Raw genomic sequence first — 14,985 nt, forward strand, 5'->3', positions numbered from 1 at the left:
AGGCGTCAATATTGGCTAGCAAATCAGCGACAGACACTTCGCGGCACCAGTCTCTCAACTTTGTGGTAGGGCCTTACATTCAGCCCATTCTCATCGCGTATCTTCAACAGGGCGGCCGACTCTCTGAGCTGGCTGATGCAGCAGGTGTTAGCGATCTATGGATGATCACCCCACCAGAAATAATTGCGGTAGAGGAGTACTTTCGACTTTTCCTTAGCGCAAGTGACCTGTTGCAAGACCCCCTACTAGGCATAAAGACAGGACAAAGCGCAGGCCTGGAAAACTTTGACGTGCTAGGCGAGGCACTGGCCAATCTGCGGGCAAAATCTCTGACACTAGGCCATGCATTGCATCAGGTGATGACTCTAGAGCGACTGGTGCACCGGCTGGGGACCTCTCGTATAGAATCAGATGGCGGAAACATTCGGCTAATCTGGAGAGCTCACTTCCAGCAGAACAAGGCCGCCCGGTTAGTGTGCGAAAGTGTACTTGCGGGAATTATTCATCTTGCGGAACAGCTAACTGGGCGACTGATACCCGTAATGGAAGTGTGCTTTGTTCATTCACGGCCCTCGGATTACCACGAGGCTGAGTACCAGCATGGATTCCGCGCCCAGTGCCGGTTCAGCCAAGGCAATAACAGCATCATGTTTGCCGCAGACGTGTTGGCTTGGCCTTTGAAAAACATAGCCCGCCCCTCCGTTGCTGGCGCCACTGCAGGGCAAGTCGTTGATCAGGTAAAAAGCCATATTGGAAAGAACCTGCTAAACAGCCCAAAACTTCCCCAGATAGCCGCCATTCTCGGGCAAAGCGAACGCAGCTTGCAGCGACAACTGAAGCAACAGGGAACGAGCTATCAACAACTATTAGCCGATGTTCGCTTACACCATGCTCAGGATTATCTGCAGTATTCGAATTTGAGTGTTTTGCAGATCAGCCAGTTGCTGGGGTTCAGGGAGCAGAGTTCATTTAATCACTTTTTTTTAAGGGGCAGTGGCTTGTCGCCCAAAAAGTGGCAGGAAGTGAATCGGGCTGGGACTGGGTAAAACTTATTAAGGCGGGGGCAGACTGTCATCAGGCGTTAATCAAATGCAGGCAACATTGGCGCCTGTACAGCCTGAGATTAAACGACCTCCCCGTTCTCGCCGACTAAAGCGATGCTGGGACGAACCTAAATTGTCCAACAGAAGGACTCTGTTATGAAAGTTTCGCTTTTATTGCCTCTTATCATCGGTGCACTCGCCATATTATCTGGCTGCAACGACAGCGATAGTAACGCCAGTGTACCTGAAGCGAGCCCTCCAGATAACAACCAGCAGCTGGTTCAGCTCGGCCCCAGGCCTTACTTTCTGGTTAATGATATGGATGACGGTGAGCTGAAAAATAAGCTGCAGGCGTGTGAATCCATGCCTGCAGTCTCGTCCAACTTCTCCATTGCCCACCGGGGCGCACCCTTGCAGTTTCCTGAACACACCCGCGAATCGTATGTGGCCGCGGCCAAAATGGGAGCCGGAATCATTGAGTGCGACGTTGCCTTTACCAAGGACCGGCAGTTAGTTTGCCGCCACGCACAGAACGACCTGCACACCACCACCAACATCGTGGCCGTACCCGAACTGAACGCCAAATGTACCAAGCCTTTTGTGCCTGCTAATCCAGGCGCTGGCACAAAGGCTGAGGCCGAGTGCCGCACCAGCGATATCACGCTGGCTGAGTTCAAATCGCTCCGGGGTAAAATGGATGCCTTTGACGAGAACGCCACCACGCCCGAGGAGTACCTGGGCGGCACTGCTAATTGGCGAACGGATCTTTATGCCACTGAGGGCACTCTGTTAAGTCATCGCGAAAGCATCGAACTGATTAAAGAGCTGGGCCTTAAGTTCACTCCTGAACTGAAAACTCCAGTGGTTGATATGCCGTTCGAGGGTGACTACACGCAAGAGGATTATGCCCGTCAGATGATTAGTGAATACATTTCAGCTGGCGTGAAGCCTGAGGATGTATGGCCGCAGTCGTTCCTGTTGGATGATGTGGTTTTCTGGGTTAATCAAATGCCCGAATTTGGCCGCCAAGCCGTATTTCTGGATGAGAAAAGTAACGACCCGGATAACGTATCCATGGCGTATATGGAAAGCCTTACCCAAAAAGGCGTTCCCATTCTGGCACCTGCACTCTGGAAAATGCTCACTCTTAACAGCCACCAGGAGATTGTTCCGTCAGAATACGCACTCAATGCCAAGGCTGCCGGCCTGGATTTGATTGGTTGGTCTCTTGAGCGCAGCGGTCCACTGGTTGAAGGTGGGGGCTGGTATTACCAAACCATCACCGAGGCCATTAACAATGATGGCGACATTTATAAAGTGATTGATGTACTGGCTCAAGACGTGGGTGTTATCGGGATTTTTTCAGACTGGCCTGCAACGACAACCCACTATGCCAACTGTATGGGCCTGTAGTAGCCCCGTAATCGAACGTTCGTAACTGCAAAACCAGAGCCAGCGGATGACATCATCCGCTGGCTTTTTTTCTCTGAGTCCACCTTCAACCCACTACTTGACCTGACCCATCAATATCTTGGTCTTGTCACGTAACCATAATAATCCTTGGTTAGGATCTGGCCGTCGAAGCTTCATAACCTACGGATGCAAATATGAATAAATTAATGACTCTTACATGTGCCACTCTGATCACCCCTATGCTCGCGCATGGTGCATTCAAACTGGACTCCCGATACAGCGATAATGACGGCGATCTGATTGCTGACATTCCTGCCAAGTCTGAGCAGATCGATCCTTCCACTCTGATTTTTGCTTACACCCCTGTGGAAGACCCGTCTGTTTACGCTGAAGCCTGGTCCGATTTTCTAGCCCATCTGTCTGAGAAAACCGGCAAAAAAATCCAGTTTTTCCCAGTTCAATCCAACGCTGCGCAAATTGAAGCCATGCGCGCGGGTCGCCTCCACATTGCCGGTTTCAATACCGGATCCAATCCGATAGCCGTTGCGTGTGGCGGCTTCCGCCCTTTCACCATTATGGCATCCGCTGATGGTTCATTCGGCTACGAGATGGAAATCATCACCCACCCCGATTCCGGAATTACCGAGGTTGGGGAACTGAAAGGTCGCGAACTAGCCTTCACTTCTGAAACCTCGAACTCGGGCTTCAAAGCGCCGTCTGCAATCCTGAAAGCCGACTATGATCTTGAGCCAAACAGGGATTTCACCCCGGTGTTTTCCGGCAAGCACGACAACTCCGTTCTTGGTGTAGCCAACAAGGACTATGACGCTGCCGCGGTTGCTAACTCCGTTATGGCGCGGATGCTGAACCGGGGCGTCGTCAACGAAGACCAGATTGTATCCCTGTACAAGTCTCAGACCTTCCCCACTACAGGGTATGGCGTTGCTCACAACCTGACGCCAGAACTACAAGACAAAATCCAGCAGGCGTTTTTCTCCTTTGAATGGGCAGGCACCTCCCTGGAAGAGGAATTCTCCAAGTCAGGTGAAGCTCAGTTCATCCCGATCACTTTTCAGGAGCACTGGGAAGTTATTCGTAAAATCGATGATGCCAACGGCGTGGTTTACAACTGCCGCTAAAGGCTCAAAACGCTTTCAGCGGGTTGAACATGTCGCTCTATGTGGCCAACCCGTTGATTCTTCTATTATCAGCAATGGCAGAAAATTGTGCTTGAACTGAAAGCCCTATCAAAAACCTACAGCACCGGCGACCGGGCACTGACCGACATCAGCTTCTCAGTGCCTGCTGGCCAGGTTGTGGGCCTGATTGGCCCCTCTGGAGCCGGCAAGTCGAGCCTGATCCGGTGTATCAACCGTCTGGTTGAACCCAGCTCCGGCAGCATTTACCTCGGCGACACTGAGCTGACCAAACTCAGTGGTCGGGCTTTACGCCAGGCTCGCCGGCGTATCGGGATGATTTTCCAGGAATATGCGCTAGTTGAGCGCCTTACAGTAATGGAGAACGTGCTCTCGGGCCGCCTGGGATATGTTTCCGGCTGGCGATCCTTCCTGCGCCGCTACCCACAAACTGACATAGACCAAGCCTTCAGCCTACTGGATCGGGTCGGGCTGGGTGATCACTACAACAAACGGGCAGATGAGCTCTCTGGCGGCCAACGCCAACGTGTGGGCATTGCTCGCGCATTGGAGCAGAATCCGGAACTTCTGTTGGCCGACGAGCCCACAGCGTCTCTCGACCCTAAAACCTCTCGCCAGATCATGCGCCTGATTCAAGGCGTCTGCCGGGAGAGAAACTTACCAGCCATCATCAACATTCACGATGTGGTGCTGGCGCAAAACTTCGCCGATCGAATCATCGGATTGCGGGCTGGCCAAGTGGTATTTGATGGCCCGCCGTCAGCCTTGTCCCATGAGGCGCTGACCCGCATTTATGGCGCAGAGGATTGGGATCAGGTTCAACAGAGCAGTGAGCCACAGAACGACGAGTTTATGTTCAGCAGCGCCAAAGTGCTGGAGCTAACATGACCGGCGCAATCCCGTCTTTGAGGACCTGGAAGCGGCCTCCGCTAATACTTAAAGACCCACGATGGCGCTGGACCATTTTGTTAGGGGGTGCGATCTACCTGGTTCTGGCGATCAGCTCAGTGGAGGTCAACTGGTTTCGGGTTTATGAAGGTCTTGAGCGCGGCTGGAAGTTCATTCAAGGGTTTCTGTCGCCGGATTTTAGCTCTCGCTGGCGGGACATTCAGGCTGGGCTAATCGAAAGCCTGACCATGACTCTGACCTCCACCGTGGCCGGTGTATTGATCTCGGTGCCGATTGGCCTTGGCGCCGCCCGCAATCTGGCGCCGTTGCCGGTGTATACGATCTGCAGGAGCATTATTACGCTGTCCCGCTCATTCCAGGAAATCATCATTGCGATCCTGCTGGTCGCCATGTTTGGATTCGGGCCCTTTGCCGGCTTCCTTACCCTGACATTTGCCTCCATCGGATTTCTCTCCAAGCTGCTTGCGGAAGACATCGAAGACTGTGACAGCGCCCAGATAGAAGCGATTCGCGCGACCGGCGCAGATTGGTGGCAAGTGGTTAACTATGCCGTCCAGTCCCAGGTGATGCCACGGCTGATCGGCCTTTCTCTGTATCGGCTGGACATAAATTTTCGGGAGTCGTCGGTCATCGGTATCGTCGGTGCCGGCGGGGTTGGAGCCACTTTGAACACGGCTATTGATCGCTACGAGTACGATTCAGCTGGTGCCATCCTGATCATCATCATCGCTATTGTATTAGTGGTGGAATACTCCTCATCCTACATCCGACGGTGGGTCCAATGATCACCAGTGCAAACACGAAAACATGGCAGTTCCGCACCTCTAAACAGTACATGCTGCGATGGACTGGCTGGTTCTGGCTAGTGGCTTTGACAGTGTTCTGCTGGAACCTGATGACGGAAGACACCATTTGGGCTTTTGTAGCAGACGCACCCCGACAGGCTTCGGATATCGGTAGCCGCATGCTCCCACCGCGCTGGGGCTATCTCAATCAACTCTGGCAGCCGCTCTGGGATACGCTGAACATCGCAACCCTTGGCACACTGATCGGAGTGATCATCGCGATACCCGTTGCTTTCCTGGCCGCTGGCAACACGACCCCGAGTCGCCATTTTGTGCGCCCGCTGGCCCTACTGATCATCGTGACCTCTCGCTCGATCAACTCGCTTATCTGGGCCCTGCTGCTGGTCGCAATCATCGGCCCGGGACTGTTGGCAGGCATTGTCGCGATCGGTCTGCGCTCCATCGGCTTCATCGCCAAGTTGCTGTACGAGGCCATTGAAGAGATCGATGTGAGTCAGGTAGAAGCAATGCGCGCAACTGGTGCCTCTGGAACCCAAGTGATTGACTACGCAATTATCCCGCAGATCCTACCAGCATTTTGGGGCATTTCAGTGTTCCGCTGGGACATCAATATTCGCGAGTCCACTATTCTCGGGCTAGTTGGTGCCGGTGGCCTTGGTTTACAACTCCAGTCATCCTTGAGCACATTGGCCTGGAACCAGGTAACGGTGATTTTTCTCGTTATACTGGCGACTGTGGTCGTTTCTGAATGGGTATCTGCGAAAGTTCGGCGGGCTGTGCTCTGAAATAGCACGACCGCCAGCAGGCACACACCTATAACTCCTTCAACGCTTTGCGCGTTGGCGCCTGAGTGGGGTGAGGAGGAGTTTATCCCATTGTTTACGGTATAATTACACATGGTGTCCATTCGCCCAGTCACTGCATCAATCCATGCCTACCTTCACTCTCCAGCAATCAAAGACCGAAGCCTATTGGCACTCGTGTTTTCAACATCATCGGAAGTGTTTCAGAAATGAATTTGGCTTGGGTCAGTTAAGACACTGACTGCTGTATTCTCGTGGAGCCACTGATTCACGCACCGGGTTTGACAGGCGCATTCTGCGACTAATCAAGAAATGGCTGCAAGTAGGCGCTTTCGATGAGGGGCAATGGCTCGATCTCGCCGAGAGTTCAACCCAAAGCCTAGTGATCTCGCCGTTGCTCGCCAACATTTACCACCACTATGCGTTTGACCTGTGGGCCAATTGGTGGCGCCGACACCACGCACGTGGACGAGTGATTATCGTGCGTTACGCTGCCAATACCGTTATGGGATTCCAATATCGTGGCGACGCGGAAGCTTTTCGCACCGCGGTGACGCAACTGTGTTCGTGCACACGCCGAGGCAAGTGCACCATCCGGCGAAAGACCTCTGCCAAGTGCCTGCGAGCGAAACTGTAACAAGTCAAACAGAAATCGCGAAGGTGCCTGAACCAAAAGGTTCGGTTTTGACGTAAGAATGCTTCAAACGCTTTCGCGATTAGGGGCTCCGTAATAAAGCGGTAACTGCGCGTTAACAATCTGACTATAGAGTGCCCCGTTGCATTGATTCTAAGGGGAAACACTCCATGAAACGAAGAGACTTTATCACTCAAGCAAGCGCAGCGGGGCTCTCGCTCGGGTTGCTGTCTGCGTGCGGTGGCGAACCCAACACGGATAACCCCACATCGAATGGCACCAGCCAATCTCCAGGCAACACCTTGGCTAACATCCGAAAGCATATGCCTGACTACAACGGCCCAACCCCGTTCATCCATGGCGTTGCCAGTGGCGACCCTCTCCCTTACCAAGTCATTCTTTGGACACGAATTACCGCGGAAGGCCTGGATGAGATCCCGGTTGTTGTGCAAGTCTCGGAAACACCCGACTTTAGCTCCGTTGTTTATGAAGGGATCGGCTACGCCCGATCCAGCTCTGATTATACGGTGAAAATTGATGCCCACCTTCCACAGGCAGGAACAACCTATTACTATCGCTTCGAGTCGCTGGGGCATCTGTCGACGATGGGCCGTACTCGATCCACACCAGCTAACAGTGAGCAGACTGATCACCTGCGGCTGGCGGTCGTTTCCTGCTCCAACTACCCTTACGGCTACTTCAATGCTTACCGAAGAGTCGCCTATCGCCCAGACCTTGACGCGGTCATCCACTTGGGCGACTACATCTACGAATATGCCCAAGGTGAGTACGCCGACAAGAACCTGACAGAAAAGCGGCCGATCGACCCGCCCCACGAGATTGTCTCTCTTGAGGACTATCGCCGACGCTACGCGTGTTATCGCACTGACGGAGATCTACAGGAGTGCCACCGGCAACACCCATTTATCTGCGTTTGGGATGACCACGAGATCACCGACAACTCATGGCAAGGCGGCGCCAAAAACCATAACCCCGAAAATGGTGAAGGCGATTATCTTGAACGCAAGAGAGCAGCCGTCAAGGCCTACTTCGAGTGGATGCCTATTCGTCGCGTGGACCCCGACAACGATATCCGCATCTATCGTCACTTCGAGTTCGGGCAATTACTCTCACTGATGATGTTAGACACCCGTTTAATAGGACGCAGTGAGCAAGTCTCCTTACCTTCACAAGCGCGAGACCCTGACAGACAACTCCTTGGCCATGAACAGGAGAAGTGGCTATTTAACCAACTCCAAACTTCCCACAGCCGGGGCGCTAGGTGGCACGTAATCGGTCAGCAAGTCATGCTCTCTCCCCTCACGCTAGGAACACTGCCAGACAATCCCAACTGGCATATTGGCGGCGGTGCCCAACTGAACTACGACCAGTGGGATGGGTATGAGGTCAGCCGGAGAAATCTGCTAGGGCGCATAGAAGCCATGGGGCTTAACAACGCCGTTGTACTCACTGGAGACATCCACAGCTCGTGGGCCATGGATGTCGCTGTGGACCCCGGCAATCTATTATTGTACGACCGGCGTACTGGCGAGGGCTCGTTGGCAGTCGAGTTTGTCACACCCGCGGTCACCTCACCGGCAGCACCGACCAAAGGTCTGTCAGACATAGCAGCCGCCGCCCTTATTCCCCTGAACCGACATCTCAAGTGGGTGGATCTTTATCACCGCGGCTATATGGTCCTGGACGTAACCCCTGAGCGCTGCAAAGCCGACTGGTTCCATCTCGAAACCGTGTCTGAGCCAAGCAACCAGGAGCACTTCGCCCGTTCCTACCTGACGAAAGACGGCGGTAATCACGTAGAGCGCGCGAATGCTCCCAGCGCCCCCAAACTGAACGCCCCGGCCCTTGCGCCGGCCGCTTCTCAAACCACGGAGATCCTCTGATGAGCGTTGATCGCAGAAAGTTTTTGAAAAATTTCCTGGTTGGGGCCGCAACGATCCCGACACTGACCGCCTGTGGCGGCGGCAGTGGCAGTGATAGCAACAACACGAATGGAGGAGGTAACACCTCCCCCGAGTCACCGGGAGGCCAGGATAGTACGCCAACCGAGAAACTTCAGTTTTTGGTTGTGGGGGACACAGGGACAGGCACACAAGGGCAATACCACGTGGCGGCAGCCATGGAAAAGGTTGCCAAAGCTCAAGGCGCCCAATTTGTTCTCGGCGCCGGCGACAACATCTATGAAGAAGGGGTGACATCGGTTGATGATCCCCGGTTCCTGGATAGCTTTGAATACCCCTATCAGAATCTGGACCTGCCGTTTTACATGTGCCTGGGCAATCATGACTGTGCCAGCACAATCTTTGGCGGTGGTAGTAACAACAAGCGCGGTGATTATCAGGTTGACTATCACTACAGCACCAACCGGTACTCCAACAAGTGGAAAATGCCGGCTCGCTTCTACAACGAGATGTTTGGCAAGCAAAGCAACGGAGCCCCGTTCCTGGAACTGTTTGTTGTAGACTCCAACCCCCTGACGAGCTTTTATATCGACAGGGATGAAGACTTCAACTGGCAGAACTATGGCTACCCGCAGCAGATGTGGATGAAGGAAACTGTGGAAGCTTCACAAGCCCACTGGAAGATCGCCATGTCTCACGTGCCCTACAAATCCAACGGCAAGCACGGCAACGCAGGAAATCTCGACGAAGGCTTGAGAATCCTGTTCAACAACCCCGATGCCGATGGGCTGAGATACAAGGCTTTTCTGGAAGATGCCTTTGCTCACAAGATCGACATGTTGTTTACAGGCCACGACCATTCAATGCAGTGGATTAAGCCTGTTCCGGAGTTCGGACCCGCACACATCATTGTCTCAGGAGCCGGCGGTAAAACCGACGCTCTGAAAGAACCTGAGCGGAATCCTACGTTCTATCAAAGGGAAGAAATGCTGGGGTTTGTCTGGGTTGAGCTGGCCAAGTCCACCATGAAGGTTGAATTCTACGTTGTGGATCCCGATACCGGGGATTACCGAGTCGGATTCACTCGGGAAACCACTAAACCGGTAACCACCGAGGCACAGACTCTGGAACCAGAGCTGGTCTGACGGCCTTGTTCCTAGCTGCGATAGCAAAACGCCTTGCTCCGCTCTAAAGCGAGGCAAGGCGAAAAGCCTGATCAGTTCCTATCGATGCTTACGCTAATGAGTTTGGTACGGACGGCGCTTCTTAAGCTTCAACACCTCCAAGACAGCTTACTTGGGGACTTTCAGGCCCATTGCCTTCGCAACCCCTTCGCCATAAGCCGGGTCAGCTTTCGCACAATGACCAATATGCTTCAGTTTAATGTCATCTGGCACACCGTTCATATTGCGTGCGGTATTTTCAAACAACACTTGCTGCTCCTCAGCACTCAGCAACCGGAACAAGTTACCCGGTTGAGTGAAGTAGTCTGGCTCCGTTTCCCAGAAATCAAAACGGTCAGCCGCGCCATCCAGAGCAAGTGGTGGCTCGGAGAAGTCCGGCTGCTCCTGCCATTCACCATAACTGTTCGGCTCATAGTGCAAACGGCCACCCTGGTTTCCATCAACGCGCATAGCACCGTCTCGATGATAACTGTGGAACGGACAACGTGGCGTATTGACTGGAATTTGTGAGTGGTTCACACCCAAGCGGTAACGCTGGGCATCCCCGTATGAGAACAGCCGACCCTGCAACATGCGATCAGGCGAGAAACCAATCCCGGGTACAATGTGCGCAGGATTAAAGGCTGCCTGCTCCACATCGGCAAAGTAGTTCTCGGGGTTTTTGTTCAGTTCAAAGTAGCCCACTTCGATCAGCGGGTAATCACCTTTTGGCCAAACCTTGGTCAAATCAAACGGGTGATACGGAACCTTGGCCGCATCGGCCTCCGGCATGATCTGTACATACATGGTCCAGCGCGGGTAATCGCCCTTCTCAATCGCTTCGTAAAGATCACGCTGTGAACTTTCACGATCCATCCCAACAAGCTCTGCTGCCTCTTGGTCGGTGAGGTTTTTAATGCCCTGCTGAGTTTTGAAGTGAAACTTCACCCAGTAACGCTCGTTTTTGTCGTTAATCAAGCTGAAGGTATGTGAACCAAAACCATGCATATGACGATAGGACGTCGGAATGCCACGATCACTCATAAGAATGGTGACCTGATGCAATGCTTCCGGCAAGCTTGTCCAGAAATCCCAGTTATTGGTTGGGCTGCGCATGTTGGTGCGCGGGTCACGCTTCACCGCATGGTTCAGGTCAGGAAACTTCAGCGCATCACGGAAGAAGAAGACCGGTGTGTTGTTACCAACCAAATCCCAGTTGCCCTGTTCGGTGTAAAATCGCATTGCGAAGCCACGAATATCCCGCTCAGCATCAGCGGCACCGCGCTCCCCTGCGACGGTTGAGAAGCGCACAAACATATCCGTTTTTTTGCCCACTTCAGCAAACAGCGAAGCCTTGGTGTATTGCGTAATATCATGGGTCACAGTGAAACTGCCGAAAGCACCAGACCCCTTGGCATGCATGCGCCGCTCAGGAATCACTTCTCGATCAAAATGAGCAAGCTTTTCCAAAAACCAGACATCCTGCAGAAGCATTGGCCCACGCGGGCCTGCGGTTAAACTGTCTTGGTTATTCGCTATCGGACATCCTGACACCGATGTCAGCTTAGGTTTGTCAGTCATGATCTTCCCCTTCGGTAATGAAACAAACTCAGCTTCAAAAATAGCGTTAAAGGTGATTGTCAGCCAATACATTAAGAAAAACACTTTAATAGGCAGCACCTATCTTCAACCCAAACAATGCATAGGCACTACCTATTAAAACCCAACCCTTCATTACTCATCTAATTATTGACGTGGACTTAGCTGGTTGCGCTGATACCAGCACCCCATGCAAGTGATACAACTTTTCTTTTGCCAAAAAAAAAGACAAACCAGTAAGTTACTGATTTGTCTTTTAAATTGGTAGCGGGGGCTGGATTCGAACCAACGACCTTCGGGTTATGAGCCCGACGAGCTACCAGACTGCTCCACCCCGCATCAAACTGGTTGTTGCCGGGTCACCCCGATCAACGTGCGCGTATAATAAGGACTTGCGAGCGCTTTGTCAATTGCTATTTTCAAACAGGTCCGTTGGGTAACGAATATTTTCGGCCAATGCTGCCTCCGGCTCCTTGAAGAACCCAACCTGCTCCATCGCCTCCTGAACCGGCCGGAATGATTTGCGGTGCTCTGGCGTTACCCCCAAGCGGAACAGGGCTTCCATGTGCACGGGCGTAGGATAACCTTTGTGCTTGGCGAGGCCGTAGCCGGGATACTTCTGCTCCAATGCTGCCATTTCCCTGTCCCGGGTGACTTTGGCGAGTATAGAGGCGGCGCTGATGGCTTCTACCCGGCTATCGCCTTTTACCACTGGTTCTGAGGGCCAGTGCCACTTCGGGCATTTGTTGCCGTCCACCAGCACGTATTCCGGTGCAACCCTGAGGCCCTCAACAGCACGCTCCATGGCTATCATGGTGGCCTGGTAGATATTAATCTGATCAATCTCGTGGGCTTCACACCGGCCAAGACACCAAGCAGTGGCGTGCTCGATGATTTCGTCGTACAGCGCATTACGCTTTTTCTCTGTGAGCTTTTTGGAATCTGCCAGCCCTGCAATAGGCCGGTCCGGATTCAGAATAACGGCAGCGGTCACTACAGCGCCAATGAGTGGTCCACGCCCCACTTCATCAACACCAGCCAGAAGCCGGCCCTGGTAGGCACACTCGAACGGGGGTAATACAGGTGCTCGGGCCATTTAATGGGCCCTCTCTTCGACAAGTGCGGAGATTGCCCTAGCGGCTTTCTCATCGGCATCCTGTTTCAAGATGTGATGTATTTCGGTAAATGCCTGCACCAGGCGGTCACGCTCTTGCTGGTTTTCCATGCGCTCCAGCACAGCAGCGCCGAGTGATTCCGGTGTCGCGTCATCCTGCAAAAGTTCAGGGACAAGAGGTTGCCTCGCCAGCAGGTTGGGCAGTGAAACGTGAGGCACTTTTACCAAGCGGGAAAGCAGTGCCCAGCTAACATTACTCAAGCGGTACCCCACTACCATAGGCTTTTTCAGCAGCATGGCCTCAAGGGTCGCAGTTCCTGAAGCCAGCAACACAACATCCGAGGCGGCCATCACTTCGCGGGATCGGCCCCTTACAATGGTAACTTGCAGCTTTACATCGAGCGCCTCAATTAGTTCGCGCACCTGTTGTTCCCGTTCACGGTTCACACAGGGGATAACCAGTTGAACATCCGGCCGTTTGGCCTGTATCCAGCGCGCCGCTTCCAGAAACAGGGTTCCAAGCCGCTCTACTTCGCCGGCCCTGCTGCCGGGCAACATGGCCAATAAGGGTGCGCTGTCATCAAGACCTAGTTCTTTACGAGCTTTACCTGTTTCAGGGGCCAGTGGAATGCGGTCGGCGAGAGGGTGCCCTACAAAGGCTACAGGCACCTGATGCTCCTCGTAAAATCTGGCCTCAAACGGCAACAGGGTGAGCATCAAGTCAACAGACTTGGCGATTTTGAAGATCCGCTTCTGCCGCCAAGCCCAAACCGAAGGGCTTACGTAATGGACAGAGGGAATACCTGCTTCACGACAACGCCGCTCTATGGCAAGAGTAAAATCCGGGGAATCAATACCAATCACCACATCCGGGGGCGTGGCAAAAAAATAGTTCACGAGGCGGGCACGGATACTAAAGAGCTCTCGGATGCGACCGAGAACCTCCACCAGCCCCATAACCGAAAGCCGCTCCATGGGAACCAGAGAGTGGAAACCTTCCGCAATCATTTCATCACCACCAATGCCAACAAAACGGGCTTTGGGGTAGCGCTTACGAAGTGACTGAATCAAGCCAGCACCCAGAATGTCCCCGGACGCCTCTCCAGCAATAATTCCAAAGGTTACACTGCGCTCACTGATCACTGCAGCCTGGGGTTGCTCCATCAAACAAGGCTCCTGCCCGATCAGCGGATAATGCCGCGATGAGCTCCGCGCAGAGATTCAATCAACACCCGCACTTCTGGCGTGCCGGAGTATTCCTCGTCCAGCTTCTCCACAGCCTGCTCAGTGGTCAGACCCTGGCGGTAAATAATCTTATAAGCACGGCGCAGCGTCATCAGAACCTCTTTATCGAACCCACGGCGCTTGAGCCCTTCAACGTTCATACCATGGGGCTCTGCCGACTGCCCCGCAGCCATAACATATGCCGGGATGTCCTTAAGCACGATACTCCCGCCGGCAGCCATACTGTGGGGTCCGACATGGCAAAACTGATGAACCATGGTTCCACCGCCCAGAATGGCGTGATCACCCACGGTTACATGGCCCGCAAGCGTTGCACAGTTGGCAAGAATCGTGTTGTCACCAATAACGCAGTCGTGGGCCACATGCACGTAAGCCATTAGCAAGTTATTACTGCCTATTCGGGTTTCACCCTGATCCTGAACTGTGCCGCGGTGAATAGTACAGTTCTCGCGGATCGTGTTGTTGTCTCCGATAATCAGGGTGGTTGGTTCACCCGCGTATTTTTTATCCTGACATTCTTCTCCAATGCTGGAGAACTGGAAAATCCGGTTGTTCCGCCCAATGGAAGCGGGTCCTTTGACAACAACATGGGACAGGATTTCTGTGCCTTCACCAATTTCCACATTCGGGCCGATGTAGCTCCAGGGACCAACCGTTACGTTATCCGCAAGTTTGGCTGATGGGTCTACTATCGCTTGGGGATGGACACCCGACCAGTCATTTGTCGCCATTAAACTTCTCTCTCAGCGGTGAGTATCTCTGCTACACAGACGATTTCACCATCGACCAGTGCACGACAATCAAATTTCCAGATGCCGCGTTTTTCAGAGACAATTTCCGACTCCATACACAGACGGTCTCCGGGTAATACGGGGCGCTTGAAACGCGCCTTACTAGAGCCTGCCAGGTACTGTACTAGCCCATCTGAAGGTTTTCGACCCACTGTTACGAAGCCCAGAATACCGGAAAGCTGAGCCATGGCTTCAAGAATTAACACCCCGGGCATAATCGGGTTGTCGGGAAAATGGCCGGTAAAGAATGGCTCATTAAACGAGATATTCTTGTAGCCCTTGATCGACTTGGACTTTTCGATTTCGGTAACCCGATCCACCAGCAAAAACGGGTAGCGGTGTGGCAGGTACTCCAGTATTTCATCAATATACATCATTGTAATCGG

The 14,985-nt window shown here is 53.2% G+C and carries 13 protein-coding genes and 1 tRNA gene; 8 read left to right on the forward strand and 6 right to left on the reverse strand.

The genetic code is table 11. The features are described 5' to 3' along the window. The first annotated feature begins 11 nt into the window (after positions 1-11). The 8 genes from CDH47_RS15750 to CDH47_RS15790 all read left to right on the forward strand — a co-directional run bounded on the left by CDH47_RS15750 (position 12) and on the right by CDH47_RS15790 (position 9,832). Positions 12-1,046 (forward strand): AraC family transcriptional regulator, encoded by a 1,035-nt coding sequence (locus tag CDH47_RS15750; RefSeq protein ID WP_100641045.1) that lies wholly within the window; start codon positions 12-14, stop codon positions 1,044-1,046. A gap of 153 nt (positions 1,047-1,199) precedes the next feature. Beyond that, complete coding sequence (locus CDH47_RS15755; protein WP_100641047.1) at positions 1,200-2,456, forward strand: glycerophosphodiester phosphodiesterase family protein; 1,257 nt, start codon at positions 1,200-1,202, stop codon at positions 2,454-2,456. Between the two features lie 194 nt (positions 2,457-2,650). Beyond that, positions 2,651-3,595 (forward strand): phosphate/phosphite/phosphonate ABC transporter substrate-binding protein, encoded by a 945-nt coding sequence (gene phnD, locus CDH47_RS15760; protein ID WP_100641049.1) that lies wholly within the window; start codon positions 2,651-2,653, stop codon positions 3,593-3,595. Between the two features lie 87 nt (positions 3,596-3,682). Further along, the gene (gene phnC / locus CDH47_RS15765) at positions 3,683-4,501 is read left to right on the forward strand and encodes a phosphonate ABC transporter ATP-binding protein (protein ID WP_100641051.1); all 819 of its coding nucleotides are present in this window, start codon (positions 3,683-3,685) and stop codon (positions 4,499-4,501) included. Then, on the forward strand, positions 4,498-5,307 hold the full coding sequence (gene phnE, locus CDH47_RS15770; RefSeq protein ID WP_100641053.1) for a phosphonate ABC transporter, permease protein PhnE: 810 nt from the start codon (positions 4,498-4,500) through the stop codon (positions 5,305-5,307). The genes phnC and phnE (CDH47_RS15770) overlap by 4 nt, the downstream gene beginning before the upstream one ends. Further along, positions 5,304-6,113 carry a phosphonate ABC transporter, permease protein PhnE gene (gene phnE, locus CDH47_RS15775; RefSeq protein WP_100641055.1) on the forward strand — a complete coding sequence of 270 codons (810 nt, stop codon included), beginning with the start codon at positions 5,304-5,306 and terminating at the stop codon, positions 6,111-6,113. Before phnE (CDH47_RS15770) ends, phnE (CDH47_RS15775) begins: the two co-directional genes overlap by 4 nt. 822 nt (positions 6,114-6,935) lie before the next feature. After that, positions 6,936-8,669: an alkaline phosphatase D family protein gene (locus CDH47_RS15785; protein WP_100641057.1), complete on the forward strand. Its 1,734-nt coding sequence runs from the start codon at positions 6,936-6,938 to the stop codon at positions 8,667-8,669. Then, positions 8,669-9,832 carry a metallophosphoesterase gene (locus CDH47_RS15790; protein ID WP_100641059.1) on the forward strand — a complete coding sequence of 388 codons (1,164 nt, stop codon included), beginning with the start codon at positions 8,669-8,671 and terminating at the stop codon, positions 9,830-9,832. The genes CDH47_RS15785 and CDH47_RS15790 overlap by 1 nt, the downstream gene beginning before the upstream one ends. Positions 9,833-9,979: 147 nt before the next feature. Here the strand turns inward: CDH47_RS15790 and CDH47_RS15795 are convergent, their stop codons facing one another. From CDH47_RS15795 to fabZ, 6 genes are all read right to left on the reverse strand, one after another. Further along, positions 9,980-11,431, reverse strand: a complete 1,452-nt coding sequence (locus tag CDH47_RS15795; protein ID WP_100641148.1) for a catalase — start codon at positions 11,429-11,431, stop codon at positions 9,980-9,982. 280 nt (positions 11,432-11,711) lie between these two features. Continuing rightward, positions 11,712-11,788, reverse strand: a tRNA-Met gene (locus CDH47_RS15800). A gap of 67 nt (positions 11,789-11,855) precedes the next feature. Then, on the reverse strand, positions 11,856-12,545 hold the full coding sequence (rnhB, locus tag CDH47_RS15805; protein ID WP_100641061.1) for a ribonuclease HII: 690 nt from the start codon (positions 12,543-12,545) through the stop codon (positions 11,856-11,858). Next, entirely contained in the window at positions 12,546-13,727 is a 1,182-nt protein-coding gene (gene lpxB, locus CDH47_RS15810; protein WP_100641063.1) for a lipid-A-disaccharide synthase, read from the reverse strand. It lies immediately after the preceding gene. Positions 13,728-13,747: 20 nt separating this feature from the next. Then, positions 13,748-14,539 (reverse strand): acyl-ACP--UDP-N-acetylglucosamine O-acyltransferase, encoded by a 792-nt coding sequence (lpxA, locus tag CDH47_RS15815; protein ID WP_100641065.1) that lies wholly within the window; start codon positions 14,537-14,539, stop codon positions 13,748-13,750. After that, on the reverse strand, positions 14,539-14,976 hold the full coding sequence (fabZ, locus tag CDH47_RS15820) for a 3-hydroxyacyl-ACP dehydratase FabZ (RefSeq protein WP_100641067.1): 438 nt from the start codon (positions 14,974-14,976) through the stop codon (positions 14,539-14,541). The genes lpxA and fabZ overlap by 1 nt, the downstream gene beginning before the upstream one ends. Positions 14,977-14,985: the final 9 nt, after the last annotated feature.

Origin of the sequence: Marinobacter salexigens, from assembly GCF_002806945.1 — a bacterium.
GTDB lineage: Bacteria > Pseudomonadota > Gammaproteobacteria > Pseudomonadales > Oleiphilaceae > Marinobacter > Marinobacter salexigens.

Bases quoted from the DNA above. Each gene is read 5' to 3' on its own strand.
- CDH47_RS15755 (WP_100641047.1), top strand. From the start codon at position 1,200: ATGAAAGTTTCGCTTTTATTGCCTCTTATCATCGGTGCACTCGCCATA.
- phnD (WP_100641049.1), top strand. From the start codon at position 2,651: ATGAATAAATTAATGACTCTTACATGTGCCACTCTGATCACCCCTATG.
- phnE (WP_100641053.1), top strand. From the start codon at position 4,498: ATGACCGGCGCAATCCCGTCTTTGAGGACCTGGAAGCGGCCTCCGCTA.
- phnE (WP_100641055.1), top strand. From the start codon at position 5,304: ATGATCACCAGTGCAAACACGAAAACATGGCAGTTCCGCACCTCTAAA.
- CDH47_RS15785 (WP_100641057.1), top strand. From the start codon at position 6,936: ATGAAACGAAGAGACTTTATCACTCAAGCAAGCGCAGCGGGGCTCTCG.
- CDH47_RS15790 (WP_100641059.1), top strand. From the start codon at position 8,669: ATGAGCGTTGATCGCAGAAAGTTTTTGAAAAATTTCCTGGTTGGGGCC.
- CDH47_RS15795 (WP_100641148.1), bottom strand. From the start codon at position 11,431: ATGACTGACAAACCTAAGCTGACATCGGTGTCAGGATGTCCGATAGCG.
- rnhB (WP_100641061.1), bottom strand. From the start codon at position 12,545: ATGGCCCGAGCACCTGTATTACCCCCGTTCGAGTGTGCCTACCAGGGC.
- lpxB (WP_100641063.1), bottom strand. From the start codon at position 13,727: ATGGAGCAACCCCAGGCTGCAGTGATCAGTGAGCGCAGTGTAACCTTT.
- lpxA (WP_100641065.1), bottom strand. From the start codon at position 14,539: ATGGCGACAAATGACTGGTCGGGTGTCCATCCCCAAGCGATAGTAGAC.
- fabZ (WP_100641067.1), bottom strand. From the start codon at position 14,976: ATGATGTATATTGATGAAATACTGGAGTACCTGCCACACCGCTACCCG.